At 61.8% G+C, this 23,676-nt stretch carries 17 protein-coding genes; 11 read left to right on the plus strand and 6 right to left on the minus strand.

What is annotated here, in order from left to right:
* Positions 1 to 16 precede the first annotated feature (16 nt).
* Entirely contained in the window at positions 17 to 628 is a 612-nt protein-coding gene (locus B5D62_RS00485; RefSeq protein WP_085931873.1) for a hypothetical protein, read from the plus strand.
* A 176-nt stretch (positions 629 to 804) separates the two neighbouring features.
* Here the strand turns inward: B5D62_RS00485 and B5D62_RS00490 are convergent, their stop codons facing one another.
* Genes B5D62_RS00490 through B5D62_RS00510 form a run of 5 tightly spaced genes read right to left on the minus strand, consistent with a single transcriptional unit; the run spans position 805 to position 13,147 of the window.
* Positions 805 to 1,656: a phospholipase D-like domain-containing protein gene (locus tag B5D62_RS00490; protein WP_170920719.1), complete on the minus strand. Its 852-nt coding sequence runs from the start codon at positions 1,654 to 1,656 to the stop codon at positions 805 to 807.
* The gene (locus tag B5D62_RS00495; RefSeq protein WP_139373678.1) at positions 1,656 to 3,884 is read right to left on the minus strand and encodes a hypothetical protein; all 2,229 of its coding nucleotides are present in this window, start codon (positions 3,882 to 3,884) and stop codon (positions 1,656 to 1,658) included. Before B5D62_RS00495 ends, B5D62_RS00490 begins: the two co-directional genes overlap by 1 nt.
* A 1-nt stretch (position 3,885) precedes the next feature.
* A complete protein-coding gene (locus B5D62_RS00500) occupies positions 3,886 to 8,577 on the minus strand; it encodes a helicase-related protein (RefSeq protein ID WP_085931878.1) in 4,692 nt (1,563 codons plus the stop codon).
* Positions 8,574 to 11,411 (minus strand): hypothetical protein, encoded by a 2,838-nt coding sequence (locus tag B5D62_RS00505; RefSeq protein WP_085931880.1) that lies wholly within the window; start codon positions 11,409 to 11,411, stop codon positions 8,574 to 8,576. The genes B5D62_RS00500 and B5D62_RS00505 overlap by 4 nt, the downstream gene beginning before the upstream one ends.
* On the minus strand, positions 11,411 to 13,147 hold the full coding sequence (locus B5D62_RS00510) for an HsdM family class I SAM-dependent methyltransferase (protein ID WP_085931881.1): 1,737 nt from the start codon (positions 13,145 to 13,147) through the stop codon (positions 11,411 to 11,413). Before B5D62_RS00510 ends, B5D62_RS00505 begins: the two co-directional genes overlap by 1 nt.
* A gap of 852 nt (positions 13,148 to 13,999) precedes the next feature.
* Between B5D62_RS00510 and B5D62_RS00515 the strand changes: the two genes are divergently transcribed.
* The 7 genes from B5D62_RS00515 to B5D62_RS00540 all read left to right on the plus strand — a co-directional run bounded on the left by B5D62_RS00515 (position 14,000) and on the right by B5D62_RS00540 (position 18,915).
* Positions 14,000 to 14,848, plus strand: a complete 849-nt coding sequence (locus B5D62_RS00515; protein ID WP_085931882.1) for a type IV toxin-antitoxin system AbiEi family antitoxin domain-containing protein — start codon at positions 14,000 to 14,002, stop codon at positions 14,846 to 14,848.
* Positions 14,838 to 15,749, plus strand: a complete 912-nt coding sequence (locus tag B5D62_RS00520; RefSeq protein ID WP_085931884.1) for a nucleotidyl transferase AbiEii/AbiGii toxin family protein — start codon at positions 14,838 to 14,840, stop codon at positions 15,747 to 15,749. The genes B5D62_RS00515 and B5D62_RS00520 overlap by 11 nt, the downstream gene beginning before the upstream one ends.
* Complete coding sequence (locus B5D62_RS00525; RefSeq protein WP_218190883.1) at positions 15,739 to 16,386, plus strand: hypothetical protein; 648 nt, start codon at positions 15,739 to 15,741, stop codon at positions 16,384 to 16,386. The genes B5D62_RS00520 and B5D62_RS00525 overlap by 11 nt, the downstream gene beginning before the upstream one ends.
* Positions 16,387 to 16,492: 106 nt before the next feature.
* Entirely contained in the window at positions 16,493 to 16,969 is a 477-nt protein-coding gene (locus tag B5D62_RS00530; RefSeq protein WP_085931887.1) for a hypothetical protein, read from the plus strand.
* A complete protein-coding gene (locus tag B5D62_RS00535; RefSeq protein ID WP_085931888.1) occupies positions 16,962 to 17,516 on the plus strand; it encodes a hypothetical protein in 555 nt (184 codons plus the stop codon). The genes B5D62_RS00530 and B5D62_RS00535 overlap by 8 nt, the downstream gene beginning before the upstream one ends.
* Before the next feature lie 39 nt (positions 17,517 to 17,555).
* Positions 17,556 to 18,053: a hypothetical protein gene (locus B5D62_RS32775; RefSeq protein ID WP_139373679.1), complete on the plus strand. Its 498-nt coding sequence runs from the start codon at positions 17,556 to 17,558 to the stop codon at positions 18,051 to 18,053.
* Between the two features lie 7 nt (positions 18,054 to 18,060).
* The gene (locus B5D62_RS00540) at positions 18,061 to 18,915 is read left to right on the plus strand and encodes a hypothetical protein (RefSeq protein ID WP_139373680.1); all 855 of its coding nucleotides are present in this window, start codon (positions 18,061 to 18,063) and stop codon (positions 18,913 to 18,915) included.
* 548 nt (positions 18,916 to 19,463) lie between these two features.
* Here B5D62_RS00540 and B5D62_RS00550 read toward each other — a convergent pair.
* A complete protein-coding gene (locus B5D62_RS00550; RefSeq protein WP_085931890.1) occupies positions 19,464 to 19,925 on the minus strand; it encodes a hypothetical protein in 462 nt (153 codons plus the stop codon).
* Between the two features lie 304 nt (positions 19,926 to 20,229).
* Between B5D62_RS00550 and B5D62_RS00555 the strand changes: the two genes are divergently transcribed.
* Genes B5D62_RS00555 through trbB form a run of 3 tightly spaced genes read left to right on the plus strand, consistent with a single transcriptional unit; the run spans position 20,230 to position 23,659 of the window.
* A complete protein-coding gene (locus tag B5D62_RS00555; protein ID WP_085931891.1) occupies positions 20,230 to 22,260 on the plus strand; it encodes a conjugal transfer protein TraG in 2,031 nt (676 codons plus the stop codon).
* A gap of 11 nt (positions 22,261 to 22,271) precedes the next feature.
* Positions 22,272 to 22,685 (plus strand): ribbon-helix-helix domain-containing protein, encoded by a 414-nt coding sequence (locus B5D62_RS00560; protein ID WP_085931893.1) that lies wholly within the window; start codon positions 22,272 to 22,274, stop codon positions 22,683 to 22,685.
* The gene (trbB, locus tag B5D62_RS00565) at positions 22,682 to 23,659 is read left to right on the plus strand and encodes a P-type conjugative transfer ATPase TrbB (RefSeq protein ID WP_085931894.1); all 978 of its coding nucleotides are present in this window, start codon (positions 22,682 to 22,684) and stop codon (positions 23,657 to 23,659) included. Before B5D62_RS00560 ends, trbB begins: the two co-directional genes overlap by 4 nt.
* Positions 23,660 to 23,676: the final 17 nt, after the last annotated feature.

Genomic DNA, 23,676 nt, shown 5'->3' on the forward strand with positions numbered 1-23,676 from the left:
ACTAGGTTTCTTGGTGATGCAGCTTGAAGTCACCCGCTTCAAATCCATGCACATCGCGCTGAAGGAGCTCGAGCGCTTCATCCGCGACGGCGAGCATCTTCAAACGGGCAAGCCGTTGCGGCAGATGCACGACCTTCGGTCGCGTGAAGCGTTGGGCAACTGGCTCCTGTGCGCCGCCGTCAATCACGGGTTCGTTCGAGACCGGCTGATCTTCAGCAGCGATCCGCGCGGCGGCGACGGGATCATTCAGGATACGGAGGGCGGCACAACATGGGACATGGAGCATGTAATCGTGCCGGCCTCACGCGACGGCTCCGCACAGGACGAGACGGCGCTGATCCAGAAGGCCATTCAGGACAAGCAGAACAAAGGCGGCCGGGCCTATGCGTCCGGCAAGACGCTCGTCGTGTTCTCGAACGCCCGCGGCGGTGAGTGGTATCCGAACCGCGTCGGGCGGGCTTTGCCCGAGCCGCTGGACTTCGATGCAGTGTGGGTGGTGTGCCTACAAGGCGTCGTTGATGGGGGCTACACGTACGGGGTGACGCGCCTCGAACGGACACATTCGCCCGTATGGCGCGTCCACATCGCGCCCGACTTCGGAAGCTGGACGGTCGAGCCGGTTCAGTGACGAAGGCGCAAGGCATGATCTTCTTGAGCTTGCCCTTCAGCTCGCGATCGACAAAGAAAGGAACGCTTTTGAGCTCAGGAAAGAGGCCTCGGGTCGCGTATTGGATGACTTTCGTGGGGTTGCCCGACGGCGCTTCCCCAAACGTAAACGTGTAGCTCTTCCCGCAAGCGATTCTGCTACAGCACGCGGGATACCCGAAGAACAGCATCGATGAGGCGGGCGGCCTGAGACGCCGGAGCGCCTTCAACGACCAAACCTGTTTCGAGCGACACGCCTTCACTTGAGCTGAGAAGATTCGCCGAACCGACGTAGGCGAGCGACTCATCGGCGACGACAAGTTTTGCGTGAAAGGTCTCGATCGGCAGCGATCTTCCGGAGGTCGTGTCGTGGGAAAGATGGTAGTCGCACACTTCGACGCGAAGTGCCTGGAGCCAGGAGGCATGAAGAACGCCAAGTTCAACGGCATATCGATCGGAGTCCCGAAGGACGAGAATCTTGCGGCAGTCCGTGCGGGCAGCTTCGAATACGCGGCGAATCCAGCGAAAGCCGCCTGCGTCGATGAATGGCGTCATGATAACGAGTCGGCGGGCCGCGGCCCGCGCCAGCCGCGCAAAGGCGTCCGAAGTTGTGAGGTAGCCACCGGGCCGCCCGAGCATGGCCGACAATTCCGTTTCGAGATAGCTCGGCGACATCGGCATGGTCACGGCGAACTCGATGGCCGAGGGGCTCAACCGCATGCGCCGAAAATGCTCGGCGCCATCGAGAATGTTCGCCAGCCGCTTCAGCTCGGCGGGCGCGTATTCGCAGAGCCAGGAGTCGTCAACCGCTGTGGGGACGCAAAGTCCGGTCATCGCGAGGCCGGCAAGGATTTGCGAGGCGTGGCCCGGCTCAGTACCGGAGCCTGCCGCGCGGCAGATGACTTCAAGGGACCAGGTTCCCGGCCCTAGATCGGCAAGACCTTCGAGAAGTCGCGCGGCCGTTCCAGGCCAGGGAGCCGCGAAACGAACGATCTCGGAGTCGGTAGCCATCACCCTTGGGCGGGCCGCTGAGCCTGCTGGCGCACTTCCTGAACAACTTGGTAGTAGCCGACAAGCGGTGTCTGGTTCATGTCCCATAGCGGCGCGCGGCCGCCGACAAGCGCTGCACGGGACAAAAGTTGATTGCCCGCGATGCAGGAGGTCTCGGGGATCATGATGCAGGCTGGGCAAGCGCCCCCGCGATGGTCGCAGAGCGTGCCGGAGCCGCACCGTAGTTCGCGGCGCGCGACGAGATGCCTGAGAAAAGCAGCGTTCTGGTCACGCCACATGGACGAGATGTTGCCGAGGTCTTCGGTCATCCCCCGGCGATGGACCACGAAGGCGAGATCGGCCGGAAACATCACTTCGCTCAAAGAGCCAAGATCCAGGCCGGAGAACCGCGCAATTCCATGCATTACATGATGAGCCATGGAATGGAGAAGGAGGTACGTCAGGGATGCGATGTCGCGAGCTCGCGTGCGCGAGGCCTCGTCGCGCACCGAAAAGTCGCGGAGGAACAGGCCGAAGTCCGTGTAAGACTCGATCAGCTGGCTGCCAATGGTGCGCGGAGCCGGCGGTAGCTGAGCGAGAACGCCGTTTTGTTGCAGGAAGGCGCCTACCATTTGCGCATTGAGCTGGATGTAGAGCGCTTCGTTCTGCTGTTCGATGACGTAGATGGGCCGTCGATTGTTGGGAAGCGGTGGAAACCCCATGAGGCGAACAGGCATGCGCCTGTCCTTCTGCGTCGTCTCGGGCGTCGACGAGACGCGGGAATAGCCGAACGAGAACTCGACCATGTCGAGACTCCGGATAAGCCGCGCTTCTTCGACGCCGGCCCGGCTCAGGTCGTCCGTCACACGCCTCTCATAAGCGCGCTGCAAATCCGCCGACTCATACTCCGCGCATAGGTCGGCATGGGCGACCTTGAGATTGGCGGCTTCTCCGGCGAGGTTGACCTTGCGGCGGCGGAGAGCGTCGTGCTCAATCGTGCTACGGATCGGATCATAGCGTCGCGCATAATGGCTGCGCTCGTGGACGCGGGCCGCGAGTTCGGGGCTTGCACTGACTTCACGGGCCACGAGACCCGTGTCGTACCAGGACTGGAGCAAGTTACGTGCTGCATCCGACCAAACGGACGCAGTTGCGTCGTCACGCGCGCGTGCATCGACTTCCTGCGCACGGAATGATTGGTAGGTGCCGAAGATGGCGCCCTGGCCATTGCGCTGCAGCTGCTCGCGTATGCTGTCGTCGCTGGGATCGGTGCCGGCAAAGCCGTGCAACAACGCTACACGCGAGGCGAGCTCGTCCTCGCGCGTTGGACTCATGAGCGTAATGACCTCGGGGTCATTATCGAAGACGATGAATCTAGCTGTCTGCACGTAGTAGACAGGCGAGGCCCGGTAGGAGACCGGGATCATGTTGATCTCGCTCCATTGATGCGGAACTCCCGCGTCAATGCGCGGCTTGAGCAATGTCAAGCTAAAGGGGTCGGTCTGATAGACTTCCTTCTGCGCGCTACAGCCTGTGCAGACGAAGCGCCAACGCGAAAACTGATTGCCTTGCTTGATGAGCCGGAAGTTCTCCGCACCGCATTGGCAACGTGGGATTTTGCGGACCTCGCCATTGGCATCCATGGTGTTTCGGTATGGCGATAGACCCTCGATCGCGCCGGACCAATGAGCATAGACGACGTCGAGCTGGCGCCAGCGCGAGTCATGCGCCGGATGATTTCCCTCGGCTGGGCACGTTTGCGCCAGGGGCTCGGCCACTTGATGGGCTGGGGATACGTATTCCCGAACGATCGCGCATGTGTCGCATCGATAGACCAGAGGTCCGGGCAGGTAGCCTATGCGCTCGGGTCGCAGAAAGTCGAAGCGGTCGGTCGCGATATCAACGGAGGCGTGCCCCTGCCGCATGGGGTTGTGGAAACAGCCGTCGAGGAGTTGGGTCTCGTAGACAGGGACGTTGGGCGTGCCGCGCGTGATCTGCATGCCGCGGGCGAGCCAGTTCTGGCAAAACTCTTGAAGGCTCTCGATGATTTGCTCTCGTCGGGTAGGCCTGCCCGAAAAGTCAATGGCGGCACCTTCGATTGGTACAGAGAGGCACGCTCCTTTGCCGCCCTCCCAGGTAAAGACCGAGCCCGGTGCATAGGCCGTGGCGAGTTGAGGCTGAGAGCGGGTCATTCGGGGCGGATACTGCCGCGCCGGGGCGTTGCCGCCGTCTGTGGGTGCTTGAGCCATCTCAGTCCTCCGCATCGACTGGCGGAGGATCAGCGTCGACATCCGAACGCGCCGCCAAACGTTGGCCGCGAATGATGCGCATGACCTGTCGCGTGGTCTCAAGGTTGACGTTGCGACCCCGCATGGGGTCGCGGGTTGCCGCAAGGATCACTCCGCCCTCGTCGACATCGCGCAAAGAAGTCATTGGCTTGCGCATGTCGCGCGTCTGATGACTCTCCCAGAAATTCGACAGACGGCTGCCATCGGTCCGCCGCGTGAAGATGTCGAGAATCTCACGGACACGATCTTCCACGAAAGTTCGGTAGTGGTCGCTATGTATGGCGGCCCCGGCGCGGCGCGGGCCACGCCCGTCAATGCCGATCGCCTCGAGTGCAAATTCGGTGGCCGCGCGAATAGCGCCGGGGTTACCACCCGCGGATAGATCCGCCCACGATTTGACCTGGGAGGCGGTGGTGAAGGTGCGTGCCGTCGCCTTATCGCCGCCGGCGCTGGCGAAGGTTTCCTGCTCGACGACCGCGCAGAGATAGGCCTGCAAGATGCTAGGCATGGCACGGCGAATAGCGCGCTCCGCCCAGCGTTGGACGGCGGGCGGCGGGATCATGCGCTCCAGGAAGCGATGAAATTGATCGTGCGTCTCGACCACATAACGATCCCTGCGGCTGTGGGGCGTCGGAATGAGAAGACTGAAGCCCACATGTGTGCGGCCGATGCGGCTTGAAGCCTGAATATATTCGGCAATATCGGAAGGAAGACCGGCAAAGAACATGGCATTGAACTTGTCCACATCAACGCCGTGACTGATGGCTGAGGTCGCGACGATGTTGCGTAGACTGTCGCCAAGAGAGGGGAAGGGCTCGCCGGGTTGGACGCTGCCCTCGGCTCTCTGCATCACAGCCTGAATCTCGGCGATGGTGACGCCCCCGGAAATCAGTTCCGTCGCAAACGGCAGGTCGCCGACGGCGGCGGCCCGCTGGTCGCGCTCCACCTGCGTCTGAAGGGTTTCGATGATCTGATCTCCGCCCTTCTTGTTGGTGACGTAGGTGAGGGAGATACGTAGGAGATCAAGGAGGTTTTCGAGTGTCCTGACGCCAAGGGGCGTGGCGGCCAACTCCTGCAGCGCCATCCGGCGAAGTGGGGTCAGCGGATCATCCGGAGGCAATGCCGCGCTCAATGTCCCGATGGCATCATCCGTGCGTCCGTCCTCAATGAGTGCGCGCCAAAGCTCCGTTATTGCAAAATGATATGCCGATACAACGGCGGACGTGGTCATTGTATGCGACCGTCCGTTCGTCATGATTGAGACGTAGCTCCGCATTCGCGGAGTGAACTGCTCGGTTCGCGATTGAGCAGGCGCCTGTGCCGCGAGACCGCGCCGTTCGACACGGCGAGCGGTGCGCGGCATAGCGTAGAAGGACTCGTAGATGCTGGGACCTGGGCAAGGGAAGCGCAGCGGTTCGCGCTGGTAGAGGACGCGAAGCTGGCGATCGGGATCTGAGATTGTGGCAGTGGCGGCGATCACCTTCGCTAGCCGGGGCCGGCGTGTTTCCGACTGAGGATCGGGACGCCATGTGGCGACGTAATCCCGCAAAATGCCGCTGCCAAGGCGTAGGAGAATGGACTCGAACGATGTCTCAAAGAGCCCGGAAAACGTCCCCAGGCTTTCTTCCAGCAGATGGCCTTCGTCCTGGATGACGAGGCTGGGAAAGGGGTCTTGGAAGACTTCAGCGCCATTGGAGAAAGGAGGTTTGAGACGAGTCCAGCCCTCATCCGCGGCGCGCGTGAGAGCCCGCGCTCCGCGAGGCATGTAGAGATGCCTGTTGGCTGGGTCCATGTATCGGGCGGCTCCCAGCATGCCGACAATGGCATTGATGGTTTTGTCGTGCTGGCCGATCAGCGCGAGCTTGTCGATGGTTCCGAGGATCACCGATGGTGTGCGCTGGTAGATCGTATCGTCGGTGAGGAGAAAGGGGAGCGGCACCCGATGCGGCGACGGCGGGTTCTCGCGGTTCCATTCGCAGCCATCGTTGAAGCAGACAATGCCCACGCGTCCATCTTGGAACGGGTAACGGCGCATCCCGGTGGCTTGCCCGCAGCAGGGACAGACGCGGAGCTTGTCATAAGATTCGAGCGCCTCTTGATAGCGATCAGCGGCGCGTCGTGCGGTGCGTGCGGCATCCGTGTCGCCGCTTGGAGGATTGAGCAGCGTTTGGTCGTTCGAATGAGTCGTACGGGTGATGATCGGCACTCCACCGAACCCCTGTGCGGCGCGGTTGGGCGTGTTCCCGGAGCCGACCCAGAAGCCGATCTCGAAAGGAGCGCCCGCGACCCTACGGCGAAGCCGGACGAGTTCCGCCTGTGTGAGAATGCGCATAAGGCGGCGCGCTTGCTGGAGAGTCAGGAGACGAAGAGGGTACCGGACGAGTGCGGTTACGCCTCGTTGCTTCCCCCGGAGCCGGTCGAGGAAAATGTTGAAGATCAGAAGTCCGAAAAACGCCTCGGACTTTCCGCCGCCGGTGGCAAAATAGAGAAGGCTGGCGGACATCTCGTCGCGGTGTGCGTCGAATCTGTCGGCAAACTCTGGCATGCGCGAAGCGAGCGTTGGGACATGGGCCAAGATGAAGGCAAGCTGGAACAATCGCCATTCAGTGTAGCGCTCACCGCCGTACCGGGCGAAGGCTTCGTTGGTCAGTAACCAGGCTTCCCAAGGCGCGGCGCGCCGGTCGCGAGACGACCAGGAGCCGAGCGGCGCGTCGGGACCAAGCGCGCGAGCAGCGTTGCAGGAGTCCAATAGGAGCTGGATGCCGGCGCGTATGTAGCCGCTCTCCCTGCGATAGGCCTCCAGGTCAACCGCGTGCGCCTGCCGCTCTCTTTCGGCAATGTCGTCGGGTAGGCCTTGTCCTGCATCGACAAGAGTTTGGGCTTGAATCCACGTGTCGTAGTGATCTGGAAGTCGGAACAGACGGTCGACGTCACCAGTGGGATCTGCGAGATTGGTGTAGCTGACGGGGAGTCCTTCAATGGCGGTCGGATCAATCCGCGGTTGGGAGTAGCGTGGAGCCCATGTGGTCCCGATGCGTACGATGTCCTCGTTCGCCGGTAGCAGTTCGACGCCACAGTTAAGACCCATTGCCGGATAAGTGAGCCAATCTCTGAACCGATACGAAGGTTGGACGCGATCGAGCTGCAGGCGGAGATGTAACCCCTGCGGAAGGGCGACACCTAGGCTGACTTGGAACAGGCTCGGTTCGTAGTCTGCGAACTCGCGGCGTCCAGGGGCCTGACCGCCATTCTCGAGGGCGATGCGAAAATTGATGCGGAGTGGGTCAACGAAGTCCGGCGCCATGTCCAGGACGAGCGCAACGGCCGACAGATCGGGCATGACGTCGCCGAGGGTGGCGAGCCGTCGTTGCCTAAGAGCGGCCAGATACGCATTCCAGCTTGCTTCGCTTGCGAAGTGGCTCGGCAGAATTCTCTCGCGTGGTCGATAGGCATCTCGCTGGCCTTCGGGCGTGGCGAGCCAATTGGTCAGGACGGTGCGCACCTCTTCCAGGAGGCGGTTCGTGAATGAGGATGCTGCGGCGGCGCGCGCCGCTTCATCGTGGCATTCGAACTGAAACTCACTGAGGCTTAGGCGGAAGCGCCGCCATTTCATCGGAATTGGCTGAGGTTCGGCTACCGCGTCATCAAGGACGCCTGCTTCTTGCCTGACCGCGAGGACGGCACCTGCGGCGACTGCATTAGCCGTGCCATCCGCCTCTCCTGCGACCGCTTCCGCTTGCGGTTGAGGGGTCTCTTCTGGCGTGCCTGTCGCGGCTTGATCCTCGTCATTCTCAATTGGCGCGGCGAGATCACCCGCTGTGAGTGCGCGCTGGTCGACTGGTCCGCCAGTACCTGGCCGCAATTGAATCCCAAGTTCAACAAATGCGCGATTGAAGGCTTCGCGACGAATGGCGGCTATGGCTGCGTTCCGCTCGCGGCGCGCGGCCAATCTGTCCAGCGTGCGCTGTTGTCGAGCTGCCGCAACCCGCTCGGCGCGCTGGGCGGCCTCACGGGCTGCCTGGGCTTGGCCTCGGCTGTCAGCATCGGTACCGGCGCTTTCGGCGGCTTGATCCGCCTGATCAAGGAGTTGCCTTGCTTGTGCCGCGTCGTCACCTGGGCGTTCATCAGGCTCGGCTGGTTCCTCAAGTGGAGGAAGCGCCGCACGAGCCTGGATGATGTACTGGCGCGCTCGGTCTTCCACAGCTTGCCGTGTTTCGCGCGAAAGTTCGGCACGAGGCGCCATGTCATGCCGGGCATCGCTGATGTCTTCCCATGTGGGCAGCTGCCGCACATAGATCGATAGATCTGGCGCCACGGTGACCGCGCCCGTCCGTCCTGCCGCGACCTGCAGGTCCAGGCCCATCGTTGACAAGTGAATGTCGGATGTTTCGTCATCGAAACCGGAAGCGTCGAAGCGCGGCAGGAGAAAGCCGCTGACAAACTTTGCTGAAGGTTTTGCGCCGAAGACGTAGTCACCCGAAGGACCGGCCCCTGTGCACTTCTGGATCGTGAGCGCCAGGAGGGCATCGACGACAGCCTCTTTGGCTTCGGTCAAATCTACTCCCGATGCGGAGCGCAATCTGCGCTCTTCGGCATCGAGGTCGACGCTCAGCAAAGACGGCGGTGGTGTTGTTGCGTTCGACAGATCGGTCATGCGCGTTCGGCCTCACGGAGGGCATGGGTCTGACCTGCCAGAACGCCGTCGAGGTACTCCATCGCCTGTTTGCGCAGGCGGGAGATGCCTTCTTTCACGCTCGGCGGCATGGAAGCAGAGGTTCCATGTGTGTCGACCAGTACGGACACGAAGGCTTGCGCCATAAGGGTACCGGCTCGCCTGCGGCCAATACGGAGCTGCTCGACCCCTTCACACCAAATTGCTGCGGCGAGAGGCTCCGGTATGCCGACAATCTCCATGAAGGCGCGAAATTCGCGCCAGTGCTGAGGCGCGTGAGGCCTGATCTTGTCTTCCGGCAAGAGCTTGTGCTCGGCGGCGTTGAGCCAGTCCATCACCGTGGCTTCTCCCCGGTCGCGGGCTCCAAGCTTTCGCATGCGCTGGATGACGTGGCGTGCCTTGGCCGCGCGCGTGTCGCCGGCAAGGCCCGCATAGGCATTTTCGACCGCAAGGTGATACATCTTCACGCGGCTCTGCGACAAAATTCGTACCGGCAATACGGAACGAGCTTCGTCGATGAAGGCTTGGCTGGGCACGACGATCATGTCGGTGGCGCGGACGTCGCGCGCAGTTGTTCGTTCGAATGGATTGATGTCCGCCAGACGATTGTAGCGAATGACCAGGCTGCCAGGCCGGGCACGCATCGTCCGTCCGCTCTCAAGCGCGAATTCGATCACGTCCTGATCTCCCTCATCGTCGCTGGACGTGAGATCGATCATGGAATCGCTGACCAGAATGGGTGCTTGAAGGGCAAGGTCGAGATCGACCGGCGCTACGTTGCGTGCCTGGGCTTCGGCTTTGGCGGCTGCCGCGGCTTTGGCGAGACGGGAGCCGATCCTTCCATCGCCCGCCAAATCAGGATGAGCGGCGAGGGAGGCATACGTCGCGGCGATCCTGTCGACGAATTCGCGATCGGAAAGAACCGCGATTTCCTCGGGCAACCATCGGCGGCCGAGCAGGACCGCGAATGCGTCGCGTGGAGGAGCGACGACGAGCAATCGCTTCCATGCATTGCGGCTCTTGCCGCTTTCGATCTGGGTGAGTTCTGCGTCGAGGGCCTGAAGGGTCACAAGTCGGATGAACCCGTCGTCAATGCGCTCCTTAAGTCGCCGTCCTTGCTCGTCGTTCGAACAAAGACGAAGGCGGCCCAGCAATTGCTCGTACTCGGTTGCGAACGCAATGACACTTGGGCTCGACTTCCTCGCAAGTGTCACGGCGACATCAGCGAGCATCGAGCCGATCGGCGTGTCGGTCTGAAAATCATCGAACGCAGTGTTGAGGGCCTTTTCGGCGTCCTCAAGGGCTTGGCGCTCACCGCCATCCGTGGTGAGTGCCAGTTGCCGTTTGACAACGACAAGGACTGTTCCCGCGGAGCGTCGCTCGAGGAAAGCGCTCGCCCCAGCATCAGCGTCGCCGAGCGCAGAATGCGCGGTGCCAATTCCGCAGGGGAGGCTCATTGCGCGCCGAACATTCCCCATGGCCTGCCGAAGTGCACCTGCGGTGCTCGGATCGGCTTTCCGGGCGGCCTCCGAAAGAGCCCTCAGGGCGGCGGCACCGGCGCCGCCAGCTGAATGAAAGCGAATGTCGACATCGGTAACCGCGCCGATCTCGGCATCGGGAGAGAAGCAGTCTTCCGTCGTACGGACAAGGATGCGGGAGGACTGAGGTTCGGCCGTGACACCCTTTGTGAGGCCGAACTTCTTGAGAAGGAAAACGAGTCGGCGATGCACGTAGATGTCATGCGTGATGGCGAATACGGGTGTTTCCGGATGATGGCGAGTGAGGAGTTCCAGAAAGTTCTCAAGGAGTTCCTCCCAATCGGCGCCGAGACGCGACAGCCCCGGTGTGCCGAGATCAAGGATGCAAACGTCGGGGCGACGCTCGGACGCGAGCACGGGAAGCTGCAGCGCGCCTTTCACGTTAGATCGTGGGCACATTCCAAAGAAGGCAAACGGCGCGTTTGCTGGTACGGACAGAAATGGGCGATGGTCGAGTTGCTTGCTGAGTGCGGCGCCGTGCGCGACGCGGCCAAAGAGTTCATAGACGATCGAGCCGAAAGGACGGGGCGCATCGTCACCGCCGAGCGCTCCGAACGTCGGATAGAGTTCACCAAGCGTCGGATGAGCGAGATGCGGCTTGGTGGTGTCCCGTTGCTTGAGATTGCAGAGATGGGCAATGGTGACGTGGAGCTTTTCGAGCTGCGCGGACAGCTCTTGCTGTCCTACGTGCTTGCGCGTCAGGTGAAACTGGTTGCGCTTCAGGAGTTCGGTGCGGTCAATGAGAATGCGCCGCTGAGTTGTTCCCGTTCCGCCGCCGCGCCAGGGAAAATACAGTGTGCGGAAGTCCGGAACGGGGTCACACCAGGAGTAGCCATCCGTTTCGCGGACCGTGGCGGAAGTGAGAGCTGCCAACTCCGCGAGAGGATGGAGAACCGAAATGTCCCGGATGCCGCGTGGCCATTGCAGGACAGCGACGGAGGTTCTCCCAACGAGAACTTTGAGGAACATGTCGAGAAGCGTGAGTGTTGGGCGGTTGAGCGCGACCGCTACGCGTGCTGTATCCGCTTCGAGATCGATGAATCGCAGTCGCGTGGCGGCTGCGAGTGCTTCTGCGATGTTGATTGTTGTGAAGCGACTACGCTGGACGTTTCGTGCCTCTTCGCGAGCTTGGCGTTGTTCTTCGGCGGCGGTTTGCGTCTCCTTCATTCGTTCGAGGAGGCGTCGCTTCTCGGCTGCTGCCTGTTCCTGAGCCTCGCGCATGCGGCTGAACTTCTGGGCTTCCCGCATGCGATCGAGACGATCTGGCGGCCGCGCCATCAGCCCCTCCGCCCCTTGGAGATGATGGTGGGAGTGTCCCTGGTGCTGTCTTTCGAACGTCGTACGGAAGCAGCGTAGGCTGCAACCGCCGCTTCATCGTCGGTGCGCTCGGTTGCCCTCAATAGCGTCTTGATGTCGTGGGGAGACGGCAGGGGAAGCTGACGCAACGCCTTCGTCGATATGCTGACTGAGCCCGACATTCGGCGGAAGCGCGCGTCGACCGCGGACGTATTGAGAAGGCGGCAGAGTTTCTTGGGGGACAGAAGCTGGTCTTTCGACGGATCAGGCAGAATGACAATCGTGTGGTTTTCGGTGATGAAACCCCGGCCGCCTATGATGTCGTCATGGCGGACTGTGCCTGCGATCAGGCGTCTCTTTTGACGCCGGTTGCTCGTGCGCTGGAGGATGATGGCGTCTGAACGGATGATGCCAGGGCAATCGTGCGGAATCTTCGCAAAGACGATTTCCTCTCCATCTTCGGCCTGAGGGAGGCAGGGCTTGTTTGCGCGGACATTGTGCGCCCAAAACAGAGGAATCTCGGTTGGGCGCGGTTTCTTTCCAACACGGTATCGATGCTGTTCGCGATTCCAGACGAAGTAGCCCGTTTTCGCGATGTAGCCATAGTCCGCGAGCGTGGACAGACCTGTTTGGAAGACGGGAGCGCGGTCTTCCCCATCAGGTAGCGCCCATACGTCCCGCGTGGCTTTTGTCGGGAGTTCTATAGTGCCGAGTGGCCGGTCTTCGTTGACCAGGAGCAGAGCGCTTTGCGGCGATCCTGCCTCGGCGCTGCCGTTATGGCGGCGGAGCACGACGACACTGAGGTCATGTAGCACATCGAGAAAGACGTCGCTTCGTTGGTCGATGAGATCGATGCGGAGAACCGACGCTCCCTGCAGAATGCGCTGCCGCAACGCGGCGAAATAAGGGCCGCCAACGAAGGAGATTGGAATGATGAGGCAGACGATGCCGCCGGGGCGTACCCAACGAAGCGCTTGTTCCACGAAGAGGGCGTAGAGGTTTACATACCCCTCGGAGATGACGGCGTCGTATTGCTTCTTTAGCTTTCGCGTTGGCCTGAAGATGCGTCCGTACGGTGGGTTGCCAATCACGGCATCATAGAGCTCTTCGGGTGCATCCAGACTTAGGGTATCAGCAGTTTCGACCAACGCAGAAAAGTTCGCTTTGGTTGATTGTACTTCGGCCTTGAAGAGGTCGTTGAGCAGAGCTTGGGACAGGCTGCCGAGGCCAGGATCAATTTCGATCCCGTGGAGGGTGCTCGTGATCGAGTGAAGGATCTTCCTCGTAGGTTCTCCGCGCCTGCGGCCTTTCTCGGCAATTTGGGTAGCGAGCGGTACTAGAAACGCAGCGCCGCCTGATGCCGGATCGAGTATACGATGCTCGCCAAGGCGTATGCCGCTGGCGACGAGCATCTCGATAGCGTACCGCGCGAGGTGGGGAGGTGTGAAATACGCGGCAAGCTTGCGGCGCCGCGCTTGAGGCATGAGAAGGGTGTAGAGACTGGCTATCCAATAGTGTCGTTCGGCGTTTGGGAGACCGGCAAAGAACGAACGGACGCCGCGCTCGACGAGACGCCCCTCGATGATTGCCTCGCACACTTGAAGCGGGCTCATCTTCGTGCGCTTCAGTCTCGCGGCGATGCGGCGCAAATCGGACACGCGCCGATTCAACGCGGCTCCGTGCGTCACGTCTGACCTAGGCGTCGTCTTCGTCTGCATTCCCCCGCTGGTTCCCCAAGCCGACCGCAGTGTCTTTGCGCTGTCTTCAGGCGTCCACACTGGTTCAGGTAAGTCTACACTAAAAGCCGCCTGGTAGTCCTATTGGTTGTGACTATACCGAAAGTGGCACCTGCGGTTCGGCTGATGATGTGACTCACCAGGAAGCAGCCATCCAAGTGCGCCACGGCGCGATGACTGAAGAGAAGTGCACAAAGACCCGCATCTGCGGGTGCGCTTCCGTGAGTCGCCGAAGAAGACGTCGGCCGCTTCAATTTCGGCGCGCTTTAACGGCGGTTCGGCCCTTTCGGAGGTGAGCGCCGATTTGCCGGTCGTGCCGGCGAATTACCGCTCCGTGATCCAGGCCATCTGCGCTGGGTCTGGGACATCGCCCATCACTCGGCGGTCTGTCTCGCGATGGAGGGCGCGACCAAAGAAAGCATCGCGCGGTCCGCCCGGCTGTGAGAGCCGAGGTTCGGATATCTGGGCACCAAGGACCGGCTGCTGTTGGAGGAGGCGGTTGCCTTTCGTTGTGAAGCTTTCCTGACGATGGAGCGGCGTCTGCCGCGTAACGCGGCATATATCGCGCGTAAATTGGGAATTCGTGTTCTGACGCCGGTCACGCATTGGCAAATGCTGCGGCCATGGGCGGCCCTCTGGCGCTGAGGGGCTGCATTGGAAGCGACTGGGCGGCGGCAGTTGCGGCCCTCTCCATGCGATCTACTTAGACCATTGAATTAGTGAACTTTTTTTCGATCCATAATTTAGGCAACCGGCAGAACGCTAAGGTGTACTTAGCGTTTCCTCATATCTACAAACTGGTCTCTTGTTTGGCAATGTGCTATTTTGCTGAGTATGACTAAGCGAATCAAGGGAAAGCTAAACCAACTAGAACAGACCCTCCCCGAGGGATTGCTGGTAGATGCGGCATGGCTCCAAAAGCGCGGGTACTCTACATCACTGCGCACTCAATACGTGGCGGCCGGATGGCTTGAACAGCCCGCGCGGCGTGTCTATCGCCGACCGCGCGAGGCCCTGACGTGGCAACAGGTCGTCATCTCGCTTCAGACTATTCTTCTTGGCGATCCGCATATCGTTGGCGGACGCACAGCCCTTGAGCTGCAAGGCTACGCGCACTTCCTTCCGCAGAAGACGCAGGAAGTTCATCTGTACGGACCCAGTCCCCTGCCCACATGGGTTGCCAAGCTGCCCCTGGATGTACGCTTCGAGCATCACAATAGCCGGAAGCTGTTCAGGAACGATCCAATCACCTACGGCATCAGCAGTCTTAAGCTGAACGTGCTCACGAATGCGAGCACCAGCAATGACCCTCTGCAAAGGGGACTGACTTATCAGCCGTGGGGCCAATGGGATTGGCCGCTCACGCTGTCGACGCCTGAACGCGCCATCTTGGAGCTGCTCGACGAGCTGCCTCAGCATGAAAGCTTCCATCAGGTCGACAAACTGATGGAAGGACTACCCAACCTCAGTCCGCGCCGCCTGCAAAAGCTGCTGGTCGATTGCCACAGCGTGAAGGTCAAGCGGCTTTTCTTCTTCTTTGCCGATCGTCACAAGCACGCCTGGCTCAAGCAGTTGAAGAAGAAGGAAATCGACTTCGGCACCGGCAACCGGATGCTCGTCGAAGGCGGTAAGCTCGACCGCACCTACCAGATCACCGTGCCGGAGGATCTGGGTGCCGTTTGAAGAACAGTATCGGCGCCAGGTCGCCTTGCTTCTTAGGACCATCCCGCTGGTGGCGGCGGAAGATTGCTTCGCACTCAAGGGAGGGACGGCCATCAACCTCTTCATTCGCAACATGCCGAGGTTGTCCGTCGACATTGACTTGACCTATCTGCCGGTCCAGCCCCGTGACAAATCCCTCAAAACCATCGACGCGGCGATGACGCGTATCTCGGATCGCATCATCAAGACCATCCCCGGCGCGCGGGTCACGCCATCGAGGGCCGAAAGCGCGATCCTGAAGCTTTTACTCCGTGCAGAGGGGGCGCAGATTAAGATTGAAGTGACACCGGTGCTACGCGGTTGCGTCTACGAGCCGGAACTCCGCGCCGTCTCTGCCGCTGTGGAAGAGACATTTGGCTTCGCCGAGATGCAGGTCGTCTCTTTGGCCGATCTCTATGCCGGAAAGATCGTTGCTGCCCTCGACCGCCAACATCCGCGCGACCTCTTCGACGTGCGCGACCTGCTGGCCAACGAAGGAATCAGTGACGACCTGCGTCGTGCGTTCATCGTCTACCTGCTAAGCCACGGTCGGCCCATGTCGGAAGTGCTGGCCCCGACGCGAAAGCCGATCCAGGAGGAATTCCTGCGAGGTTTCGAGGGCATGACCGAAAAGCCTGTCAGCCTCGATGAACTGGTCGCCGCCCGGGAGTCAATCATCCGGGCCGTGGTCGGCGACATGCCGCAAGATCATCGGGCGTTCCTGATTTCCTTCAAACGGGGAACGCCCGAGTGGCCGTTGCTTGGCCTGCAGGAGGCCGCCATGCTTCTAGCCGTCAAGTGGCGCCAGGAGAACCTCGACAAGCTCACTCGGAAGAAGCGAGACGAATTGGTGAAGCGCCTGGCTGAAGTGCTTGAGCAATAGACCGCATAGATTGTGCCGCGATATTCGCAGCGGCGAAACGACCGCCTTGGCAGAAGGGGGGCAAATGGTGGAAGAAGCGCACGTCATCGCCGGCAAAGACTTGGATCGGTACTGGCAACGTCGCGACGCTTTAGAGGAGTTCCATAAACTCTTTAACGAGCAAGGCGTCGTAGACGAACGGGCGATTGCAATCGTGGGAGTGACCTTTCTCGATTCAATTCTTGAGCATACGCTCATCAACTTCATGATCGACGACGAGAAGGAAGTGAGCAAGTTGCTGGGTTTGGACCGCCCGCTGGGAACCTTTTCCAGCCGCGTGACTGCCGCGTATTGCCTCGGATTAATCTGCAAGACTGTTCGGGATGATCTTCGAATAGTCGGGAGGATACGTAACAAGTTTGCTCACGAATTGCAGGCATCCTTCGACCTCGAACCACTGCGTGGGTGGTGTCTTTCCCTGAGGTGGCACGAATTTTCCATGATGATGAAAGCGCCGTCAGACGCCACGCCGCGAGATATCTTCAAAGTCGGTGTAAACCAATTGATCTGCTATTTGGACGGACTTGCCGGCGTCGCGCGTCTCGAGCGTCGCAAGATACGAGCCGATGACAAAGACGGCCCGACACTGTTGCGTTGAGTGGTAGTAGAAAAATTTCGACAAGTTCGCCAAGAACAAGCGCAAAGCGTACATCCAGCGTCTTGCCGAAGTGCACCGCGAATAATGAGAAGAGAGGAAACCGGCCATGCATAGCCAAGTCGTCCTAGCGCCGGTGCCATGGATTCACCTGGAGGCAATCGAGAAAGAACCGCGCCTCAAAGATCGTGTCGCCTTCGGTACGAGCAGCCTCGCCGTGACAGAGGAATACGCCGGCTTGCCGATCTTCATCTATGCCTCCGGGCCTGCGCATGAACGGCATGTTCCCGGCGTCGTCACATGGACCGGCATGGTGGACAGGATTGAACGTGCCGTTGAACGTGGTCCGCGCTCCGGAAAGCACCCGGACAGCACAGTCCGGCCGCTCACGGCGGAGGAAGGCGACAGCGCGTTCATTTCATTTCTGGAAGTGACCGGCATTCGGCTGTTGGATCACCCGCTGTCCCTCACCCGCTTCACCAAACGCAACGGCAAGGGCAAGCCGTTCACCGGCGCGGTGCCGCAATGGCCTGTTCTGGCCTATCTGGACAACGAACCTGAGAGCGTCAGGAATCCTCATGCGTGACCCAATCGCCATCCTCGGTTGGGGCTCGCTACTGTGGGACGCACGCCCGGACTTCGACCAATTGCACGGCGCATGGCAGCACGATGGGCCTATGCTGAAGATTGAGTTCTCGCGCATCTCGATGACACGGTCCGGCGCCTTGACGCTCGTACTGGATGCGCGGGATGGCGCTGATATTCAGGTTGCCTGCGCTTTGAGCTTGCGGAGCAGCCTGTCGCTTGCCATCGAAGACCTCTGCAAGCGAGAAGGCACAAGTAACGCGAACGTCGGCTACGTTCGACCCAATGGAGAGGGCAAGTCGCGCGACGGCTACACGAAATCGCGCATCGCGGCCTGGGCCAAAGCGAAGAATTTCAATGCCGTCGTCTGGACTGACTTGCAGAGCAACTTCCTGGAGAAGACAGGCAAGCCGTTCTCTATCGACGCCGCTATGGAGTACATACAAGGCCTTTCGGAAGAAGGGCGTCGCGCCGCGTCCGACTACATCGGCAGGGCGCCTGACTTTGTCGACACGCCGTTGCGGCAGCGATCCCGCGCCGCTTCCTGACCTCACGACCGCGTCTCTACGCCTGCCAGGAATTCTTCCTTGACCAATGACCTATCCTTTCTACGTGCGATCGTCGGCGATATCGTTGCCGTGCCGGGTCCCGGCAGGCAACTGGACGGAGACGAGACGCTTCAGTGGCTTCAGAATCCGCAGATGGTCTTTCAGCAAATGGACCCTGCGACTGGCGCGCGCATTGGACTGCGACATGCAGGCGTCGCCGCAGCATTGGCGCTGGCCGCCTCGCTCCAGAAGAGCAAATCCGCTTACGGCCGCGGTACGCGAAGGAATGTCCTTGCGACTGCGATCGCTAACGCCGCCCTTGGCGCGTTCGCTGGCAGAACGGAAGACACGATCACCAAGGCGGACTTTGCCGCCCTGGAGGGAGCTGTTTCCGACTGGTTTGCATCGAAGATAGCAACGCGAACACACGTCGTGCCGTGCGCCATTCTGTTGAATGCGGCCAAATCCTTCGAAGTCGGCCCCCGTTCAGTTCTCCTATGTGAGCGATTTCATCAAACGGAGGACGACGGGCGTTAACGAGTTCGTGAGTCAACTGGCCTACGGCCCCCTCCTGCAAACGATGGAAGCGCGGTCCGCCAAATGGGTTGCCGAAGTCGAAATTGAAGGCTGCGAGTTCGAGCGCGCCGAAGAGATGGCGAGCCTCGCGACTGACTTGGCGTTGGTGGCCGTCCAGTTCGCTGTTCCCAAGTACTACTCGCGTCACATGTCACGCATCACCGCCCGGACCTTGCCTCCCACCGTCGGCAGCGTTCACATAAGCGAGGCCGTGCCACGCTTCTCAACGCACAATCGCTTTCCAGGATATGGTCTATCCGTCGAGGTCTTCGAACAGTTCATTGCAACGCAATCGACGATTTTGGAGTCTGTGGGCCGACGCGTCGCGAACTTCATTGACCAAAGCGCCAAGCTCGAAAAGCTCGAAAGAGCTTGGAGTGACGCCGCGTACTGGTTCCACGAGGGCTTAGCCGAACCGCAAGCCACGATCGCCGTCGCCAAGCTCGAAACGTCGATCGAAGTGCTGTTCGCCGCCGGAAATCCCACAGAGTGCAAGAACCGGCTATGTGACGCTATCTGGGCGTTTTACGGGCTCGCACCAAATGACCCACTGCCCACCGATCCCACCATGACCGTTGCCAAGTATGTAATTAACATTGTGACGGCGCGGTCCCGCGTGCTCCATGGCACTTTTTCCACGCTGGCAGAAAATGTGGAGGCCCAACGTGCCGATGTTGAGCTGCTCAGCTTCGATATGCTGCGATTGAGCAGTTTGACGCTGGACAAATATGGAGAGACAAGTGCACCGAAAGACGACGCGCGTGCGTTTCTCGCTTGGCTCAAGACATTGCGCCAGTCCCAGACGGGAGGAACAACGCCATGACGGATACAGCCACGGCGGCTAACCAGTCGCACCGGCTTGACATGATCAACTGACGCGGCCGGTACGAATGGTACTGATATCCAGTTCACCCCTCGGATGCTCCTTCGCCCATGCCAAGACTGCGTCTGTTGGAACGACCAGCGTCGTTTGGCCTTTGGGATGGAAGCAGTTCGCGCCACTCTTCATGTAGAAGGCACCCGCACCCCGAATGTAGACCCGTCCGCGCTTGAGATTTCTGCCCTCGATCTCCGTGACCACGTATTGCAGTAGGTGGCCCTGCGTATGCCGCACAACGGCCGCCGCTGCAATTGGTGCATTCCGGTAGTAGGCCTCAATCTCCGCTTTCGTCTGATCTATGCAGGGCGACAAAGGGCCTTCGTCTATGACTGCGCGTGACATGCTCGCCTGATCGCGTTAGAGAAAAATATTGGCTCCAGAATCGCTCGAGTCGCTAGCGCGCCTCGACATGGCCTGGCAGGAGACGCCGAAGCTGTTGGATCCCGTCCGGCGACCTTGGGCAGAATATCTCTTGCCGGAGCGCACCAGTCCTACTTTGGCTCAGCAACTGGCGTGCGCGGCTCGGTGAGTTCACCGTTGAAAAGCGGCTGCCCTCCAAGCGCAAATCTACCAAGCCGTGCGATCACCGTGACGCCTGTAGCAACTCCGACCATCACGCCAACGACGTACTCCCAAGTCGTAGGCGTCATGATGAGTGGCCAAACTTGCTGGACAAGGCTGAATCCGGCGATTGCTGCCGGTATCGCAAACGCCATTGCGATCAGCGACCGAACGGCGGGTGACCGACTGTTCTGGAACGTCACTTTGCCTATCAAGAACAGCGCTACACCGGCCACGGCACCGATCGCAAATCCGCCGATCTCGCCACTGCCTGCGTGGATCGCCCAAAACGAGACCCACACCCCTACGGCGAAGGGCACGATGTAGACGGCGCAGAAGTAGAGCAGCGTACAGAACGCCAGGAGGGCCATCAGGCCGATCAAGCCAATCATCGCATCCTCCACCGATGGACGATGTGGAGTCGCCGCCGCTCTGTTGCAACAACTTGAGATGGTACTCGGGCACGCCTCGAACCTTGGAACTGCGATGTGACATAGCTCAATTGCTCCCAACGCATCGCCTCCCGGCATGACCAGCTTCAGTTGCGCCAACGCACGCTCTAACGCGCTTCGCACTCATGGCGCGAGCGTGAGCGCAGACCCGCGCAGGTAAGGGCCGTTTCTCCTTTCAGCGTTTTGACGATTCCTATCGCGGTCCGGCGGCGCACCTGCCGCCCAGTAATCCAGCCGGCCGCCCATGACCCCGACCCGCTTTCTCATCGGCCAGATCGCCATCGTCTTTGCCATCGTGATCGGTGGCTTGTGGGTGGCAACGCAATGGGCGGCGGCCGAGCTCGCCTACCAGCCGCGCCTGGGCGAGCCATGGTTCACGGCACTCGCCCTGCCGGTCTATCACCCTTGGCGCCTGTTCGAATGGTGGTACGCCTACGACGCCTACGCGCCCCACCTGTTCGACGAAGCCGGCGTGATCGCAGCCTCCGGTGGCTTCCTCGGCGTCATCGTCGCCGTGATTGGATCGCTGTGGCGCGCCCGCCAGGCGCGGCTCGTCACCACCTACGGCTCCTCGCGCTGGGCCAGCCGGCGCGAGATCGACCGCGCAGGGCTGTTCCGTGCGATGGGCGTGTTCCTCGGCCGCCTCGACGATCGGTATCTGCGCCACGACGGCCCCGAGCACGTCATCGCCTTCGCCCCGACCCGCTCCGGCAAGGGCGTGGGCCTCGTCATCCCGACGCTTCTATCGTGGACCGAGAGCGCCGTCGTCCACGACATCAAGGGGGAGAACTGGCAGCTCACCGCCGGCTGGCGCAACCGCTTCTCGCACTGCCTGCTGTTCAATCCCACCGATCCGCGCTCGGCCCGCTACAACCCACTGCTCGAGGTTCGCAAGGGACCGGACGAGGTGCGCGACGTCCAGAACATTGCCGACATCCTGGTCGACCCGGAAGGGGCGCTGGAAAGGCGCAATCACTGGGAGAAGACCAGTCACGCGCTCCTGGTCGGCGCCATCCTGCACGTGCTCTATGCCGAGCCGGACAAGACACTGGCCCGCGTCGCCACCTTCCTGTCGGACCCGCTGCGCTCTTTCGAGCACACCCTGCGTCGGATGATGGAGACCAACCACCTCGGCACGGCGCGGCAGCCGGTGGTGCATCCCGTCGTGGCCTCCGCCGCGCGGGAGGTCCTGAACAAGTCGGAGAACGAGCGCTCGGGCGTGCTGTCGACGGCGATGTCGTTCTTGGGCCTCTATCGTGATCCCGTGGTGGCCGCGACCACGGCTGCCTGTGACTGGCGCATCGCTGACCTGGTCGATGCCGAGCGGCCGGTAACGCTCTACCTCGTTATCCCGCCCTCCGACATCTCCCGCACCAAGCCGCTGGTGCGCCTGGTCCTGAACCAGATCGGGCGCCGCTTGACGGAACGGCTCGAGGGCGATCCCGGCAAGCGGCGGCGGCACCAGCTGCTGATGATGCTGGACGAGTTCCCCGCGCTAGGCCGCCTCGACTTTTTCGAGACCGCGCTCGCCTTCATGGCCGGCTACGGCATCCGGGCCTACCTGATCGCCCAGTCGCTCAACCAGATCTCCAAGGCCTACGGCGAGAGCAACGCCATCCTCGACAACTGCCATGTGCGGATTGCGTTCTCGTCCAACGATGAGCGCACGGCCAAGCGCATTTCCGATGCGCTGGGCACGGCGACCGAACTGCGCATGCAGCGCAACTATGCGGGCCACCGGCTGGCGCCGTGGCTCAGCCACATCATGGTGTCGCGCCAGGAGAGCGCCCGCTCGCTGCTGACGCCGGGCGAGGTGATGCAGCTGCCGGCCGCCGACGAACTAGTCTTAGTCTCGGGCCTGCCGCCGATCCGCGCGAAGAAGCTGCACTACTACGAGGACCGCAATTTCTTGGGCCGAGTGAAGCCAAGCCCGGCACTGTCGGAGACGGCCTATCGCGATCGCCCGCCGGCGCGATCCGACGACTGGACGGGCCAGGTGCGCGCCATCGACGTCCGGCTCAAGGAGGCGCCGCTTGATCCGCGGTGGGCCGATGAGGACGAGGGCGGCCTGCAGCGCAACCGCCATCCTGACGTCGCCCAGACGGAGGTCGTGCGGCCAATGGCGGCCGAGCACGAGACCGACCTCGGCCTGGACGAGAACGCCGTCGATGACACGAGCCTCGATCGCGCGCGGTCGTCCCGTGCGATGCGCCGGGCTTATGGCGTGAACCAGGGCCAGGGCCGTCACCGCGACGACCTGTTGCCGTCGTTCTGAGGGGGCAGGCGATGAAGCGGCGCCACGAGTTCTACCTCGACGCGGACGTCTCCGAGCAGCTCAACGCGCTTGCCGCCAAGCCCGGGGCGTCGAAGACCGCGATCATGAGCGACGCCCTGCGGGCCTACCTCGAGCGGCGCGGCGCCAACGAGCTCGACCAGCGCTTTCGCGCCCGCCTCGACAGACTCTCCATGCAACTGGGCCGCATCGAACGCGACCAGCAGGTGATCGCCGAGATGCTGGCCCTGTTCGTGCGCTTCCAGCTCACTGTCACGGCGCCGATCCCCGAGGCCGACCGCGCGGCCCGCGCCTTGGGCCAGGCACGCTACGAGTCCTTCATTCAGCAGGTGAGCCGCAGGCTCGCGGGCGGCGTAGGCACCATCGAGGACGTGTTGCACCAGCGGCCTTCGGAGAGTGCCCCATGAGCGGAATGGGTCAGTCCGAAGCCCGCGGCCGCCGTCGCGCCATGCTGCGCACCGCCATGGGCCCTGCCATTGCTGCGGCTCTGGCCGATCCAGGCGTGATCGAGGTCATGGTGAACCCCGACGGCAGCCTGCGCCTGGATCGGCTGGGGGAGGGCAGGGTTGTGACCGACACGCGGCTCAGCGTCGCCGACGTCGAGCGCATCATCCGCTTGGTGGCTTCGCATGTGCGCGTCGAGGTGCACGCCAACAATCCCGTGGTCAGTGCCGAACTCCCCGAGACGGGCGAGCGCTTTGAAGGCATCCTGCCGCCGGTCTCGACGGCGCCCTGCTTCTCGATCCGCAAGCCCGCCGCCAAGGTCTTCACTCTCGACGACTACATCGCCGACAACATCCTCTTGCCCTTGCAGGCGGAAGCGCTGCGCCGTGCCGTTGCCGACCGCCGCAACCTCCTGATCGCCGGCGGCACCAGCTCGGGCAAGACGACACTCGCCAACGCGCTGCTGGCAGAGGTCGCGCGGCTCGACGATCGCGTGATCCTGATCGAGGACACGCGCGAGCTGCAGTGCGCCGCTCCTGACTGTGTTGCCCTGCGCACGAAGCCGGGCGTTGTGAGCCTGGCCGACCTCGTGCGCTCGACCCTGCGGCTCAGGCCCGACCGCATCATCGTGGGCGAGGTGCGCGGGCCGGAGGCGCTTGACTTGTTGAAGGCCTGGAACACCGGGCATCCCGGCGGCATCGCCACGGTGCACGCCAACTCCGCGCGCGCCGCCCTCTACCGGCTCGAGCAGCTGATCCAGGAGACAGTGATGGCCGTGCCGCGGCGGCTGATCGCCGAGGCCATCGACTACGTCGTGTTCATCCAGGGCCGCGGGCTCGCGCGCCGTGTCGAGGCCATTGCCGAGGTGACCGGGCTAGACGCCAACGGCGACTACCAGGTCACCGAGCTCGCCCCCCATCGCCTGCACGCCCTTTGAGCCGAGGAGAGTGTTCC

The sequence above is a fragment of the Enhydrobacter aerosaccus genome (assembly GCF_900167455.1).
GTDB lineage: Bacteria > Pseudomonadota > Alphaproteobacteria > Reyranellales > Reyranellaceae > Reyranella > Reyranella aerosaccus.

What these genes read in the sequence shown, in the direction of transcription:
- B5D62_RS00555 (WP_085931891.1), top strand. Translation starts at nt 20,230, where the DNA reads ATGACCCCGACCCGCTTTCTCATCGGCCAGATCGCCATCGTCTTTGCC.
- B5D62_RS00550 (WP_085931890.1), bottom strand. Translation starts at nt 19,925, where the DNA reads ATGATTGGCTTGATCGGCCTGATGGCCCTCCTGGCGTTCTGTACGCTG.
- B5D62_RS00535 (WP_085931888.1), top strand. Translation starts at nt 16,962, where the DNA reads ATGCGTGACCCAATCGCCATCCTCGGTTGGGGCTCGCTACTGTGGGAC.
- B5D62_RS00495 (WP_139373678.1), bottom strand. Translation starts at nt 3,884, where the DNA reads ATGGCTCAAGCACCCACAGACGGCGGCAACGCCCCGGCGCGGCAGTAT.
- B5D62_RS00510 (WP_085931881.1), bottom strand. Translation starts at nt 13,147, where the DNA reads ATGCAGACGAAGACGACGCCTAGGTCAGACGTGACGCACGGAGCCGCG.
- B5D62_RS00530 (WP_085931887.1), top strand. Translation starts at nt 16,493, where the DNA reads ATGCATAGCCAAGTCGTCCTAGCGCCGGTGCCATGGATTCACCTGGAG.
- B5D62_RS00505 (WP_085931880.1), bottom strand. Translation starts at nt 11,411, where the DNA reads ATGGCGCGGCCGCCAGATCGTCTCGATCGCATGCGGGAAGCCCAGAAG.
- B5D62_RS00490 (WP_170920719.1), bottom strand. Translation starts at nt 1,656, where the DNA reads ATGGCTACCGACTCCGAGATCGTTCGTTTCGCGGCTCCCTGGCCTGGA.
- B5D62_RS00485 (WP_085931873.1), top strand. Translation starts at nt 17, where the DNA reads ATGCAGCTTGAAGTCACCCGCTTCAAATCCATGCACATCGCGCTGAAG.
- B5D62_RS00515 (WP_085931882.1), top strand. Translation starts at nt 14,000, where the DNA reads ATGACTAAGCGAATCAAGGGAAAGCTAAACCAACTAGAACAGACCCTC.
- B5D62_RS00500 (WP_085931878.1), bottom strand. Translation starts at nt 8,577, where the DNA reads ATGACCGATCTGTCGAACGCAACAACACCACCGCCGTCTTTGCTGAGC.
- trbB (WP_085931894.1), top strand. Translation starts at nt 22,682, where the DNA reads ATGAGCGGAATGGGTCAGTCCGAAGCCCGCGGCCGCCGTCGCGCCATG.
- B5D62_RS00560 (WP_085931893.1), top strand. Translation starts at nt 22,272, where the DNA reads ATGAAGCGGCGCCACGAGTTCTACCTCGACGCGGACGTCTCCGAGCAG.